This is a genomic window from Mesorhizobium sp. SARCC-RB16n (genome assembly GCF_008520305.1).
GTDB lineage: Bacteria > Pseudomonadota > Alphaproteobacteria > Rhizobiales > Rhizobiaceae > Mesorhizobium.
Map to the genome: position 1 here is coordinate 17,778 of NZ_ML703296.1, position 14,101 is coordinate 31,878.

At 63.0% G+C, this 14,101-nt stretch carries 13 protein-coding genes; 11 read left to right on the forward strand and 2 right to left on the reverse strand.

The annotated features are described in order from the left end of the window. Positions 1 to 9: 9 nt before the first annotated feature. Positions 10 to 1,515 carry a UxaA family hydrolase gene (locus C7I87_RS30540; protein WP_149907693.1) on the reverse strand — a complete coding sequence of 502 codons (1,506 nt, stop codon included), beginning with the start codon at positions 1,513 to 1,515 and terminating at the stop codon, positions 10 to 12. Positions 1,516 to 1,761: 246 nt separating this feature from the next. Between C7I87_RS30540 and C7I87_RS30545 the strand changes: the two genes are divergently transcribed. The 6 genes from C7I87_RS30545 to gndA all read left to right on the forward strand — a co-directional run bounded on the left by C7I87_RS30545 (position 1,762) and on the right by gndA (position 7,587). Then, positions 1,762 to 2,664, forward strand: a complete 903-nt coding sequence (locus tag C7I87_RS30545; RefSeq protein WP_149907694.1) for a GntR family transcriptional regulator — start codon at positions 1,762 to 1,764, stop codon at positions 2,662 to 2,664. 138 nt (positions 2,665 to 2,802) lie between these two features. Then, complete coding sequence (locus C7I87_RS30550; protein ID WP_149907808.1) at positions 2,803 to 3,156, forward strand: DUF2946 family protein; 354 nt, start codon at positions 2,803 to 2,805, stop codon at positions 3,154 to 3,156. A 97-nt stretch (positions 3,157 to 3,253) separates the two neighbouring features. Further along, positions 3,254 to 3,796 carry a copper chaperone PCu(A)C gene (locus tag C7I87_RS30555; protein ID WP_149907695.1) on the forward strand — a complete coding sequence of 181 codons (543 nt, stop codon included), beginning with the start codon at positions 3,254 to 3,256 and terminating at the stop codon, positions 3,794 to 3,796. Between the two features lie 38 nt (positions 3,797 to 3,834). Beyond that, the gene (locus C7I87_RS30560) at positions 3,835 to 4,353 is read left to right on the forward strand and encodes a YcnI family copper-binding membrane protein (protein WP_149907696.1); all 519 of its coding nucleotides are present in this window, start codon (positions 3,835 to 3,837) and stop codon (positions 4,351 to 4,353) included. Between the two features lie 55 nt (positions 4,354 to 4,408). Next, a complete protein-coding gene (locus C7I87_RS30565; RefSeq protein ID WP_149907697.1) occupies positions 4,409 to 6,043 on the forward strand; it encodes a copper resistance CopC/CopD family protein in 1,635 nt (544 codons plus the stop codon). Between the two features lie 116 nt (positions 6,044 to 6,159). Beyond that, positions 6,160 to 7,587, forward strand: coding sequence for an NADP-dependent phosphogluconate dehydrogenase (gene gndA, locus C7I87_RS30570; protein WP_149907698.1), 1,428 nt, complete (start codon positions 6,160 to 6,162; stop codon positions 7,585 to 7,587). Here the strand turns inward: gndA and C7I87_RS30575 are convergent. After that, a complete protein-coding gene (locus tag C7I87_RS30575) occupies positions 7,584 to 8,636 on the reverse strand; it encodes a LacI family transcriptional regulator (RefSeq protein ID WP_149907699.1) in 1,053 nt (350 codons plus the stop codon). The two genes, gndA and C7I87_RS30575, sit on opposite strands and share 4 nt — an antisense overlap. A gap of 402 nt (positions 8,637 to 9,038) precedes the next feature. Between C7I87_RS30575 and C7I87_RS30580 the strand changes: the two genes are divergently transcribed. From C7I87_RS30580 to C7I87_RS30600, 5 genes are all read left to right on the forward strand, one after another. Beyond that, positions 9,039 to 10,277: an ABC transporter substrate-binding protein gene (locus C7I87_RS30580; protein WP_149907700.1), complete on the forward strand. Its 1,239-nt coding sequence runs from the start codon at positions 9,039 to 9,041 to the stop codon at positions 10,275 to 10,277. 98 nt (positions 10,278 to 10,375) lie between these two features. Then, on the forward strand, positions 10,376 to 11,269 hold the full coding sequence (locus C7I87_RS30585) for a carbohydrate ABC transporter permease (protein WP_149907701.1): 894 nt from the start codon (positions 10,376 to 10,378) through the stop codon (positions 11,267 to 11,269). Beyond that, positions 11,262 to 12,191: a carbohydrate ABC transporter permease gene (locus C7I87_RS30590; protein ID WP_149907702.1), complete on the forward strand. Its 930-nt coding sequence runs from the start codon at positions 11,262 to 11,264 to the stop codon at positions 12,189 to 12,191. The genes C7I87_RS30585 and C7I87_RS30590 overlap by 8 nt, the downstream gene beginning before the upstream one ends. Further along, positions 12,191 to 13,294, forward strand: coding sequence for an ABC transporter ATP-binding protein (locus tag C7I87_RS30595; RefSeq protein WP_373424798.1), 1,104 nt, complete (start codon positions 12,191 to 12,193; stop codon positions 13,292 to 13,294). The genes C7I87_RS30590 and C7I87_RS30595 overlap by 1 nt, the downstream gene beginning before the upstream one ends. 53 nt (positions 13,295 to 13,347) lie before the next feature. Beyond that, positions 13,348 to 14,094 carry a sugar phosphate isomerase/epimerase family protein gene (locus C7I87_RS30600; RefSeq protein WP_149907704.1) on the forward strand — a complete coding sequence of 249 codons (747 nt, stop codon included), beginning with the start codon at positions 13,348 to 13,350 and terminating at the stop codon, positions 14,092 to 14,094. The last annotated feature ends 7 nt before the right edge of the window (positions 14,095 to 14,101 follow it).

Sequence of the window (14,101 nt, forward strand, 5' to 3'; positions counted from 1 at the left end):
CGTCGAAAACTAGAGCGTCGCGCCGAGATGCCAGGGCACGAACTCGTTGTCGCCGTAGCCAAAATCCTCGCTCTTGGTCTTGCGGCCCGAAGCCGTCTCGACGATCAGTTCGAAGATCTCGCGGCCCATGCCGGCAATAGTCTTTTCGCCGGAGGCGATGACACCGCAATTGACGTCCATGTCCTCTTCCATCTGGTGATACATGGTCGAGTTGGTGGCGACCTTGATCGACGGTGTCGGCCGGCAGCCGAAGCAGGAACCGCGGCCGGTGGTGAAGACGATGACATTGGCGCCGCCAGCGACCTGTCCGGTGGCCGAGACCGGGTCGTAGCCGGGCGTGTCCATGAACACCAGCCCGTTGCCGGTGACCTTCTCTGCATAGCCGAACACGCCGTTGAGCGGCGTCTGGCCGCCCTTGGCGACCGCACCCAGCGACTTTTCCAGGATGGTGGTGAGACCGCCGCGCTTGTTCCCAGGCGAGGGGTTGTTGTCTATCGAGGCGCCGTGCTTGGCGACGTGATCTTCCCACCATTTCACATAGCCATCCAGCTTCTTGGCCACTTCGGGGCTTGCGGCGCGGTAGGCGAGCAGGTGCTCGGCGCCGTAGATTTCAGTCGTCTCGGAGAGGATGCCTATGCCGCCGACGCCGGCGAGAATGTCGACCGCCGCGCCCAGCGCGGGATTGGCCGTGATACCCGACATGCCGTCGGAGCCGCCACATTGCAGGCCGACGACGATCTCGCTGACCGGAATCGGCTCGCGCTTCAACTGCCCGACTTCCTCGGCGATCTCGGCCAGCACACCCATCGCCTTTTCCACCGATTTGCGCGACCCGCCGGCATCTTGGATGTTGAAATGGCGCTTGCCGGCTGCGGCACCTTTCTGGCCGTAGAGCGTGAGCTGGTTGACCTCGCAGCCGAGGCCGACCATCAGCACGCCGCCGAAATTCGGGTGGCGGGCGTAGCCGGCCAAGGTCCGATGCAGCACCATCATGCCGTCGCCGGTGGCGCTCATGCCGCAACCCTGGCCATGGACGATCGGCACGAAGCCGTCGATGCCGGGATATTTCGGCAGCAACGTCCTGTTGGCGATGTCGGCGATCGAATGGCAGACTGTGGCCGAGCAATTGACGCTGGCGATGATGCCGATGAAGTTGCGCGTGCCGGCGCGGCCATCGGCGCGGCGATAGCCCATGAAGGTGCGGGCACGGTCGGCTTCGGTCGCATGCTCGGCCTCGCTCGGCGGCACCACAGGCAGGCGGCCAGCCTCGAAGACCAGATTGTGCGAATGGACATGCTCGCCCGGCGCGATGTCCTGTGTGGCGCGGCCGATCGCCTGGGCGTATTTGACCACGGCTTCACCTGCGGCAATCGGCTTGATCGCCACCTTGTGGCCAGGCTCGATAACCGCGACGGAGAGCGCGCCACCCGGCAGCGCGGTGCCGATCTCGATGCGGCCATTGGCAACGGCGACATTGTCGGCGGGGGACAGAAGAATGGTGTTCGAGACGTTCACGGGCGTTTCCTGGGTGATCCTGGGATGCGCGGATTGACACGCGTCTGTTAAGAGTTAATGTCTTTTATCGTGAAAAAACAGTTTTGCGTCAATTGTTTTTTCGCTGCGGATCCACCCTTGGTAAGTGGTGGCGCTGGAAACAATGAGCCGGACCCAGCGAAAGCGATTCCTGCTTTTCAGGGTCATGGGAACGTCATATTGCGCTTCAAGCCGGCCGCCGCAAGCGCCGGCATGAATGGGTCAGGGATGTCGAAGAGCAACAACGTCTACAAGGACGCCTACAACCGCTGCCTCAGGCTGCTCGACGAGACGCGCAGCCTGCCTTCGGAACCGGAGCTGGGCGCGCTGCTCGGCGTCAGCCGCACGACCGTGCGCAGCATCCTGGCGCGCATGGAGGAAACCGGGCTGATCGCCTGGAACAAGCGCGCCAAGACGGTGCTGCGCGACCCGCGTCCCGACGATTTCTTTCCCGAGGAAGAGACCGACACGCTTGCCGAGATCATCGAGCGGTCGTTCATGCGCAGGCTGCTGGCCGGCGGCGCCGAGGCCGGCATGCAGATCAACGAGCTCGAACTGGCGCGCGAGATCGGCGTCGGCACCACCAGCGTACGCGAGTTCCTGATCCGCTTCTCCCGCTTCGGCCTGATCGAAAAACGCCGCAACAGCCACTGGGTGCTGAAAGGCTTTACACGGGCCTTCGCGCTGGAACTGACCGAGATCCGCGAAATGTTCGAATTGCGCTCGGCCGCCGCCTTCGCCGCGCTGCCGCAAGACAGTGCGGTCTGGGGCGATCTCGACCGGCTGGAGGGGGAACATCGCGTTCTGGCACACGAGATCGCGACGCGCTTCAATGAATTCTCGGAGTTGGACGAGCGCTTCCACCGGCTTATCCATCGCGCCTCGCACAACCGCTTCATCGTCGATTTCTACGACGTCATCGCCATGATCTTCCACTACCACTACCAATGGAACAAGGCGCAGGAGCGCGAGCGCAACGAAGTCGCGATCGGCGAGCATCTAACCTATATCGAGGCACTCAAGTCGCGCGACCTCGGCAAGGTCGATTCAGCCTGCCGCAAGCATCTGAAGTCGGCACGCCAGACATTGCTGACCTCGATCCCGGAAAGCCGACCATCCCAAAAGGCCTGATCCTGCCGCGTTGCCGCAGGATCGAATTGGCGATTTTCGACCTCTGCGTGCCGTGATAAGCATCTTTCAGGAATCGCTTGAAGATGCAGATGGTTTGAACAGGCAAGTCATTTGAACAAGAAGGGGAGACGGTGGAGCATACCGGTCGCGCTTGTCGCGGCCTACCTGCTGCTGCTCCAGTCGACCCTTGGTGCGTTTGCCTTCGCCGGGCCGAGTGCCGCGCAACTGGATGCCTTCGGCAACGTCATCTGTACCCATGACGGCGCCACTCAGCTCCCCGGCGGCGACCAGCATCCGTCCCATCTGCCGGCCTGCTGCACGCTCGGTTGCAGCATGTTTTCTCCAGCCTATGCGCCGCCGCCCGATGCCGGGCTCGCGCTTTCGTCCCTTTCCTTCGAGGCCGTCGCCTTTGTCTTCCCGGCGACCACGCATCTCGATTTCGCCCGCGAACGCTCCCCGTCGAACCCGCGCGCGCCGCCACTGGCGGCTTGAGCTTGCTTGCTTGCGGAACCTTTCGCGAGCGTACTCAATCCAAGATCAAAACCATTCGCGACCGGCGACGGCGCGATCATCACGTCATGGAGTAACCATGTCCCATTCTTTCCCTATCTCGACGGGCACAGTGTTCGGCCGCACCCTGTCTCGCTTCAAAGCTGATCTCGGCATTGCGGCGTTAGCCCTAGTGCTTGTGTTCCTTGGCGCCCAGGCCGTCCTGGCGCATGAATTCAAGGTCGGCGATCTCGAAATCGAACATCCCTGGTCGCGCGCCACGCCGGCCGGCGCCAAGGTGGCCGGCGGCTATTTCACCATCCTCAACAAGGGCAGCGCCGCGGACCGGCTGCTGTCGATTTCCTCCGACGTCTCCGAAAAGGCCGAACTGCATGAAATGGGGGTCAAGGACGGCGTCATGACCATGCGGCCGGTCACCGGTGGCCTGGAGATACCGGCCGGAGGCAAGGTGTCGCTGGCGCCCGGCGGCTATCACCTGATGTTCATCGGCCTGAAGCGGCAACCCAAGCAGGGCGAGAAATTCGCCGCCACGCTGACTTTCGAGAAGGCCGGTACGGTCAACGTCGAGTTCGCCGTCGAAGGCATGGGCGAAATGGGCGGCATGGACGACCACGCCAATTGATCGCGCCGATTCACAAATTTGAAATCAGAGGGACCATCATGAACAAGTATCTTTTGGCGGCCGGCGCGTTTCTCGTGCTGGGGACAAATGCCGCCTTCGCGCACATCACGCTCGAAACCCAGGAGGCGGCCGTTGGCTCGACCTACAAGGCAGTGCTGCGCGTGCCGCATGGTTGCGACGGCAAGACGACGACCGCCGTGCGTGTGCAGATCCCGGAAGGGGTGATCGCGGTGAAGCCGATGCCGAAGCCAGGCTGGACGCTGCAGACCAAGAAGGGCAAATACGAAAAGTCCTACCAGCTCTATGGCCAGGCGGTGGCCGACGGGGTGAAGGAAGTCGACTGGAGCGGCGGCAATCTGCCGGATGAATTCTACGACGAGTTCGTCTTCCGGGCGACGCTGAAGGCGGATCTGCCCGCTGGCCAGAAGCTCTACATCCCGGTGGTGCAGGAATGCGGCGATGCCGCCGTCCGCTGGATCGAGATTCCGGCGGCTGGACAGGATGAGGACGCGCTGGAGAACCCGGCGCCTGGCATCAAGCTCAAGCCGAAGAAGTGATTTTCTGGCGGCGCGCCCTGTCCGCAAGGTGCGCCGCCAATTCCATGGCCAAAGCATGAACGCGACATCCCCACTTCAAAGGCCCGCAACGACCGGCAAACGCTTCGGCTGGGCCGGTGGGCTTTTCGCGATGGTCATGGTGCTCATCGTCATGGCCTCGACAGGCCAGGCCCTTGCCCATGCGGCGCTGATCAAGACCGACCCGGTCGACGGCGCCGTGATGGCGCAGGCGCCGGCGCGGTTCTCGCTGACCTTCAGCGAGCCGGTCTCGCCGCTGGTGCTGACGCTGGGGACGCCCGACGGCACGCCGGTTGCGCTGACGTCCTTCCGCCTGAGCGACCAGACGGTCGAGATCGACAATCCGCGGCTACTCAAATCGGGCACGCATGTGCTGAGCTGGCGTGTCATTTCCGCCGACGGCCATCCGGTCGGCGGCTCGCTCTTGTTTTCCATCGGCGCACCAAGCGAGCCGCCGGCCGTCTCCGAAGCGATCGACTGGCCGCTGCGGTCGGCGATATGGATCGGCAAGGTTCTTCTCTATGCGGGCCTTTTCCTAGGCATTGGCGGCGCTTTCACCCTTGCTTGGCTGGCCGGGGATGGCCGTGCCGGTCGGCGCTTTGTTGCCGGGGCGATCCTGTGCGGGCTGGTCGCGGCGCCCTTGTCTCTGGGCTTTCAAGGTCTCGATGCGCTCGGGGCGCCGCTTTCCCATCTGGCGCAGCCGGTGATCTGGCGCACCGGGCTCGGCACCAGCTTCGGCTGGACGGTGCTGATCGCCCTGATCGCACTAGGGCTTGGCCTGCTGTCGCTCGCTGGACCGCGCGTGGCAGCCAGGCCATTTGCTCTTGCGGGCCTCGCCAGCGTCGGCGTCGCACTTGCCGCATCCGGCCATGCCAGTGCCGCCGAACCGCAATGGCTGACACGGCCCCTGGTCTTCGTGCACGGCGTAGGCATCGCCTTCTGGGCCGGCGCTTTGGTGCCGCTCGGCCTCGCGCTGAAGCGTCAAGAGCCCGGCGCCGTTAAGTTCCTGCGCCGCTTCTCATGGGCAATCCTGCCTGTGGTCGCTCTGCTTGCCGCTGCAGGCATGGTGTTGGCCGTGATCCAGGTGCAGACGCCCTCGGCGCTGATCGACACAGCCTATGGCCGTCTGCTGCTGCTGAAACTCGGGCTGCTGGTCTTCCTGTTCACCCTTGCCGCCCTCAATCGCTGGAAGCTCACTGCCTTGGCCGAAGCGGGAGCAACCGAGGTGCAACGCAGGCTCACCCGATCGGTTGGCGTCGAAGTGCTGATCGTGCTGGCGATCTTCGGAGTCGCCTCGGGCTGGCGCTTCACGCCGCCACCACGGGCGCTGTCGCTCGCAGCGGCCGAGCCGGTTTCGGTCCACATCCACGCACTGCAGGCGATAGCCGATCTCAGCATCACGCCTGGCCATGCCGGGCCGGTCGCCGCCTCGATGATCATCATGACCGGCGATTTCGGGCCGCTCGACGCCAAGGAAGTGACGCTGGTGCTGTCGAAGCCCGATTCCGGCATCGAGCCGCTGAAGCGTGCGGCAACCAAGCCCAGCGACGGCAGCTGGCATGTCGACAACCTCATCGTCCCGGTACCCGGCCGCTGGATGGTGCGCATAGACATCCTGGTCTCGGACTTCGAGATGGTGAAGATCGAGGCGCCGATCGACATCAGGCCGTAATGGCCCCGGCAACACAATTGGGCGAGGCGGTTGACGCAGGCCTGAAGGCCCGTCAATCATTCAAGCAACAATGAGCGCAAGCTCGAAAACACAGATCCGAAAGCAGGGAAGAAACGATGGAAAAAGCCGAAATCGGCCTGATCGGCCTTGGCACGATGGGCTCCAACCTGGCGCTGAACATCGCCGAGCACGGACACCGCATCGCCGTCTTCAACCGCACAAGGGCACGCACCGACGCCTTCGTCGAAAATGCCGGTGCCCTGAAAGATATGGTCGTACCCTGCTACAGTCTGGAGGAGCTCGCCGCCGCGATCCGGCCGCCGCGCCCGATCATCATCATGGTGCTGGCGGGCAAGCCGGTGGACGAGCAGATCGAAGCCTTGCGTGGCGTGCTGTCGGCCAACGACATCGTCATCGATGCCGGCAATGCCAATTTCCGCGACACGATGCGGCGCTTCTCCGAACTGTCCGGCTCGGGCCTCACCTTCATCGGCATGGGTGTCTCCGGCGGCGAGGAGGGCGCACGCCATGGACCGTCGATCATGGTCGGCGGCACGGAAGAGTCCTGGAAGCGTGTCGAGAAGGTAATGACCGCCATCTCCGCCAAGTTCAAGGACGAGCCGTGTGCGGCCTGGCTCGGCACCGATGGTGCCGGGCATTTCGTCAAGACCATCCACAACGGCATCGAATATGCCGACATGCAGATGATCGCCGAAATCTACGGCATCCTGCGTGACGGAATGGGCATGGGGCCGAAGGAGATCGGCACGGTGTTTTCCAACTGGAACAAGGGCCGGCTCAATTCCTACCTGATCGAGATCACGGCCAAGGTGCTGGCTGCCGACGATGCGAAGACCGGCAAGCCGGTGGTCGACATCATACTCGACCGCGCCGGCCAGAAGGGCACCGGCAAATGGTCCGTCATCGAGGCGCAGCAGCTCGGCATTCCGGCGACCGCGATCGAGGCGGCGGTGGCGGCGCGCGTCCTGTCGTCGATCAAGGACGAGCGGCAGGCGGCTGAAAAAGCCTATGGCAATATCGGGGTGACCAGGATTTCCGGCGACAAGGACGCGCTGCTGAAAGACCTCGAACTGGCGCTGTTCGCCGGCAAGATCGCCGCTTACGCGCAGGGCTTTGCGGTGATGAGCGGCGCTTCGAAGGAGTTTAACTGGAACCTGCCGATGCCGACCATCGCCAAGATCTGGCGCGCCGGCTGCATCATCCGCTCGCAGATGCTGGACACGATGGCCGAAGCTTTCGGCAGCGGCGGCGCTTCCACCAACCTGTTGATGGCGCCTGCCTTCATCACCATGATGCAGGAGGCGCATCCGTCGCTGCGGCGTATCGTGGCGAGGGCTTCCGAAGCCGGCGCGCCGGTGCCGGCACTGTCTTCGGCGCTTGCCTATTTCGACATGTATCGCCAGGGCCGTGGTACCTCGAACCTGATCCAGGCGCAGCGTGACTTCTTCGGTGCGCATGGCTTCGAACGCGTCGGCGAGCAGGGTGCCTTCCACGGGCCATGGGGCAGCGGAGCGGCCGGCTAATCGCCTGAGCGCCGATAGGCCACGACGCCCTTCGGCTCGCTCAGGCTCTGCAGCGAGCCAGGTGCGGTGCCGCCGATCCAGCCGAGCACCGAGCGCGCAAGCTCGGAGCCGGCCAGCCGGAAATCTTCATTGACGACCAGCAATTCATGCCGGAACAGATGCAGCAGTTCCGACGACTGCTTCGACACCACGTCGACGTCGCGGCCGAGCTTCAGGCCGGCATCCTCGATACCGGCGACGATGGCGAGGGTCGCGGCCGCGGCGCTGCTGATGATGCCGTCCGGCCTGACGTCGCGCCGCATCAGCTGTGCGGTCCTCATCCTGATCTGCTCGATCGAGTGGTCGATCGAAACGGTGTTGAACGGCACCTCGCTGGCGCCGACTTCGCTCAGCGCGTCGGCAAAGCCGTCGACCGTGTGACGGTAGTAGCTCAAGCCAACCGGCGGCGTCACCAAAGCGAGCCGGCGGCGGCCCATGCCGGCGAGATGGCGCACCGCCTCGGTCGCAAAGGCGTAGTTGTCGAAATCATGATAGGGATGCACGAGCCCCATGTCGGTGCGGCCGTGCGTCGCGAAGGGAATACCGCGCTCCAGCATGTAGCGGGCCCTCGGATCGTTCGGCTGCGTGCGTGAAATGATGACGCCGTCGGCGGAGCCTGTCTCCACGAGATAGCGCACGGGATCCAGCGGATCCTGCGAGCGCGAATAGGGTGTGACGATCAGGTGGTAGGGCGTGTCGGCGATCACTTCCGTCACGCCATAGATGATGTCCGAGACAAAGCTCATGAGTTCGTGCTCGGTGTTGAGCACGAGGCTGATGACATTGGTCTTGCCGGTCCGCAAACGGACGCCGGCGCGGTTCGGGCGATAGCCGATCTGCTTGGCCACGAGCTGGACACGACGCCTGGTCTCGGCGCCGATCTCCGGCGCGTCCTTCAAGGCGCGCGAGACGGTGGTGACGCCGAGCCCGGTCATGAAGGCAAGCGTCTTCAGCGTCGGCCGCTCCTGTGCCGTCGCCTCGTCATCCTTGTCCGTGCGCTGTCTGTCCATCCGTCCCGCCCATCAGGCGCATAGCAGCCGCCGGGCAGGCCGGCAATCGTTGCGGCGCTTCCATGGCGCGCCACCTGCAATGGGGTTAATATACTGAAACGTTACAGCTTGTCACGATCGGTGTAAAAACGGGTCCTGGCGGGCGCGGAAAGACGCCGTCAACCGTGTGGCGAAAAATCGTTGGGATTCAGAGGGAAGCGCGCTCCTGGCAAGTTTTTTTGCTCTTTTTCCTAGTGTGCGGTGCAATTTTGCATATTGCGACGCACAATAGCGCTGTGGCCAAAGGATTTTGTTCGCGGCTCGAAAAATATCAAACCGACTCTTGCCGGAAGGGGTTGCGCATGTTCTTCAATTGCCGTATCGAAAATCTGTAACGTTTCAGATTTCTGGGAGGAAGCCGAAATGCGATACAAATTCCTGACCGCTGTGTTTGCCGCGACGGTTGCGCTCAATTTCGCCGGGCCGGCGGCCGCGACTGATCTGGAAGTCACCCATTGGTGGACCTCCGGCGGCGAGGCGGCGGCGGTCGCCGAACTCGCCAAGGCATTCGACGCCACCGGTAACCACTGGGTCGACGGCGCCATCGCCGGATCCGGCGGCACGGCGCGGCCGATCATGATCAGCCGCATCACCGGCGGCGATCCGATGGGGGCCACCCAATTCAATCATGGCCGGCAAGCGGAAGAGTTGGTGCAGGCCGGCCTGATGCGCGACCTCACCGATGTCGCCACCAAGGGCAAATGGACGGAAGTGGTACGGCCCAAGAGCCTGCTCGACTCGTGCACGATCGGCGGCAAGATCTATTGCGTGCCGGTCAATATCCATTCCTGGCAGTGGCTGTGGCTGTCGAACGCGGCCTTCGAGAAGGCCGGCGTGCCGGTGCCGAAGAACTGGAACGAGTATGTGGCCGCCGCTCCGGCGCTGGAGAAGGCAGGCATCGTGCCACTCGCGGTCGGCGGGCAGGCCTGGCAGGCATCGGGCGCCTTCGACGTGCTGCTTGCCGCGGTCGGCGGTACCGACACCTTCCTCAAGGTCTACAAGGACAAGGACGCCAAGTTCGCCGCCGGTCCCGAAGTCGCCAAGGTCTTCAAGGCGGCCGACGATGCGCGCAAGATGGCCAAGAACACCAATGTGCAGGACTGGAACCAGGCCACCAACATGGTCATCACCGGAAAGGCCGGTGGCCAGATCATGGGCGACTGGGCGCAAGGTGAGTTCCAGGTCGCCGGCAAGACCGCCGGCAAGGACTATACCTGCCTTCCCGGCCTTGGCCTGAACGAGGTCATCGCCACCGGTGGCGACGCTTTCTACTTCCCGCTGCTGAAGGACGCCGACAAGGCCAAGGCGCAGGAAGTGCTGGCCGAAACCTTGCTCGATCCCAAGACCCAGGTTGCCTTCAATCTCAAGAAGGGCTCGCTGCCGGTGCGCGGCGACGTCGACCTCAACGCGGCCAATGACTGCATGAAGAAGGGCCTCGCCATCCTGGCCAAGGGCGCGGTCATCCCGTGGACGGACCAGTTGCTCTCGCAGGACAGCCAGAAGCAGAAGGAGGACCTGTTCTCGGAGTTCTTCGCCAAGCCCGACATGAGCCTCGAAGATGCGCAGAAGCGTTTCGCAGACATCATCGCTTCGGCTGACTGACGACTGACGAGCCGCCTCGCTCCCGGCCTCGCCAAGCAGGGCCGGGAGCCCAGGCGTGCTGACTTGCCGCCCTTATCCGATCCAGCACGGCTGTACCGATGAGCAAGAGCGAACGCCCGAGCCAACTCTTCCGCAATCTCAATGCGAAGGTCGCTTCGATCCCGATGATCCTCACCGCAATGGTGGTCTTTGTCGGCGGCACCGCGTGGACGGTGCTCTATTCCTTCACCAATTCGAAGCTGCTGCCGCGGCTGAATTTCGTCGGGCTCGAGCAGTATTACCGGCTGTGGGCGACGCCGCGCTGGCTGATCTCGATCGAGAACCTTTTGATCTACGGCGTGATCTCCCTGGTGTTCTCGCTGGTGATCGGCTTTCTGCTGGCGGCTCTGCTCGACCAGAAAATCCGTTTCGAGGATACGTTCCGCACCATCTTCCTCTACCCCTTCGCGCTGTCCTTCATCGTCACCGGCCTTGTCTGGCAATGGCTGCTCAATCCGGATTTCGGCGTCCAGGGCGTGGTACGAAGCCTCGGCTGGACCAGCTTCGACTTCAACCCGCTCTACAATTCCAGCATCGTCATCTATGGCATATCGATCGCGGCGCTTTGGCAAGGTACGGGGCTGATCATGTGCCTGATGCTGGCGGGCCTGCGCGGCATCGACGAGGATATCTGGAAGGCCGCACGGGTAGACGGGATACCCATGTGGAAGACCTATCTGTTCATCATCATCCCGATGATGCGGCCGGTGTTCATCACCACGCTGGTGATCATCGCGTCCGGCATCGTCAAGGTCTACGACCTCGTCGTCGCGCAGACCAGCGGCGGGCCGGGCATCGCCTCCGAAGTGCCGGCAAAATACGTCTACGACTACATGTTCTTCGCACAGAACCTCGGCCAGGGCTTTGCCGCCTCGACCATGATGCTGCTGTCGGTGATGATCGTTATCGTGCCGTGGGCCTATCTCGAATTCGGAGGCCGCAAGCGTGTCTGACCATGCCTTGTCCGCCACCTCGTCAAACCTGCGGGCTGGCGCCTCCGGCCCGAGTGGACCGAAGCCGCGGCACATGTTTTCGCGCCGCAACATTTTCCTGTACGGCACGCTTGTCGTGGTCGCGCTCTACTACCTCCTGCCGCTCTATGTGATGGTCGTGACCTCGCTCAAGGGCATGCCGGAGATCCGCCTCGGCAACATCTTCTCGCCACCGCTCGAGATCACTTTCGAGCCTTGGGTCAAGGCGTGGTCGCAGGCCTGCACCGGCCTCAATTGCGACGGGCTCTCGCGCGGTTTCTGGAATTCGGTGCGTATCACGGTTCCCTCGGTGATCCTTTCGATCGCCATAGCTTCGGTGAACGGCTACGCGCTGGCCAACTGGCGCTTCAAGGGCGCCGACACTTTCTTCATCATCCTGATCGTCGGCGCCTTCATTCCCTACCAGGTGATGATCTATCCGATCGTCATCATCCTGCGCGAGATCGGCCTCTATGGCAGCCTTACCGGCCTGGTCATCGTGCACTCCATTTTCGGCATGCCGATCCTGACGCTTCTGTTCCGCAATTATTTCACCTCCATGCCGGAGGAATTGTTCCGGGCGGCGCGCGTCGACGGCGCCGGCTTCTGGGGCATCTATTTGCGCATCATGCTGCCGATGTCGCTGCCGATCTTCGTCGTCGCCATCATCCTGCAGGTGACGGGCATCTGGAACGACTTCCTGTTTGGCGTCGTCTACACCCGCCCCGACACCTATCCGATGACGGTGCAGCTCAACAACATCGTCAACTCGGTGCAGGGCGTGAAGGAATACAACGTCAATATGGCCGCCACCATCCTGACCGGGCTGGTGCCGCTGATCGTCTACTTCATTTCCGGCAAATTGTTCGTGCGCGGCATTGCCGCCGGCGCGGTGAAAGGATGATGGCGATGGCGGCGAACGGCACCAGCGTTTCGATCCAGGACCTGTCGCTGAACTTCGGCGCGGTCTCGGTGCTGCAGACGCTCAACCTCGATGTCGCCGAAGGTGAATTCATCGTGCTGCTCGGGCCCTCAGGCTGCGGCAAGTCGACCTTGCTCAACTGCATCGCCGGCCTGCTCGACATTTCCGAAGGCCGCATCTTCATCAAGGGCAAGAACGTCACTTGGGAAGAGCCCAAGGACCGCGGCATCGGCATGGTCTTCCAGTCCTATGCGCTCTATCCGCAGATGACGGTGGAAAAAAACCTGTCCTTCGGCCTGCGTGTCGCCGGCATCGCCAAGGATGAGATCGCCAGGCGCATCGCGCGTGCCGCAGAGATCCTGCAGATCGAACCGCTTTTGCAGCGCAAGCCGGCGGCACTCTCCGGTGGCCAGCGCCAGCGCGTGGCGATCGGGCGGGCGCTGGTGCGCGATGTCGACGTCTTCCTGTTCGACGAACCGCTGTCCAATCTCGATGCCAAGCTGCGCTCGGAGCTGCGCGTCGAGATCAAGCTTCTGCACCGCAAGCTGCAGAACACGATGATCTATGTCACCCATGACCAGATCGAAGCGATGACGCTGGCCGATCGCATCGCGGTGATGAAGGGCGGCGTCATCCAGCAGCTCGACGCGCCGCAGACCATCTACAACCGTCCGGTCAACCGGTTCGTTGCAGGGTTCCTCGGTTCGCCGGCGATGAATTTCGTCGAGGGGCAACTGGAGACCGGCACGACGGCAACGTTCAAGACCGGGGATTTGACCATACCGCTCGATCGCTACGGCTTCGACGGCGCCGGCAACAAGAGCGGGCCTTGCGTGTTCGGGATCCGCCCCGAGCACGTTGCCTTTGGCGAGGTCGCGAATTCCATGCCCTTTGCCACCGATGCCGCGGTGGAAATCGTCGAGCCCATGGGCTCCGATACGCTGGTGTGGACGAAGCTCGGCGGCCGCAATTTTTCCTTCCGTGTCGAGGCGGAAAAGACGCTGCGCAATGGCGATCCGATCCGGATCGGCTTTGATCCCGCCCGCGCCTCGCTGTTCGATACCCCATCCGGCAACCGCATGTAGCTTCAAGAAACCATCCTCCCCAAGACAATCCCCAAGCAGAACGGACAGAGACGATGAACTGGTCATTTCAACTTTACAGCGCCCGCAATTTCTTGCCCTGGACCGATGTGCTCGAGATGCTCGGCAAGCTCGGCTACGCCGAGGTCGAAGGATTCGGCGGCGTCTATGACGATCCCAAGGCCTTCCGCGCCGAACTCGACAAGAACGGCCTTTCGATGCCGACCGGGCATTTTTCCATCGGCGCGCTGGAGAAGGATTTCGACGGCGTGCGCAGGATCGCCGAAGCGCTCGGCGTCAAGCTTTTGATCTGTCCCTACCTGATGGCCGAGGACAGGCCGTCCGACGCCGCCGGTTGGCGCGGCTTCGGCGAGCGTCTGGCCAAGGTTGGCGAGACCGCCGGGAAGGCCGGCTATGGCTTCGCCTGGCACAACCATGATTTCGAGTTCAAGGCGCTCGCCGACGGCTCGGTGCCGCAGGATCATATCTTGTCGTCGGCCCCCAATATTGGCTGGGAAATGGACGTTGCCTGGGTGGTGCGCGGCGGCGCCGACCCGCTGCCCTGGATCGAAAAGCACGGCCAGCGCATCGTCGCCGTCCATGTCAAGGACATGGCCAGGCGAGGCGAGGGGCTGGATGAGGATGGCTGGTCTGATGTCGGTCACGGCACGATCGACTGGGCTGAGCTGATCAAGGTGCTGCGGACCAAGAGCGCGGCGAAATACTTTGTCATGGAACAGGACAATCCCAACGATATCGAGCGCTTTGCCCGCCGTTCGATCGCAACCGTCAAGAGCTACTAGGAACAGT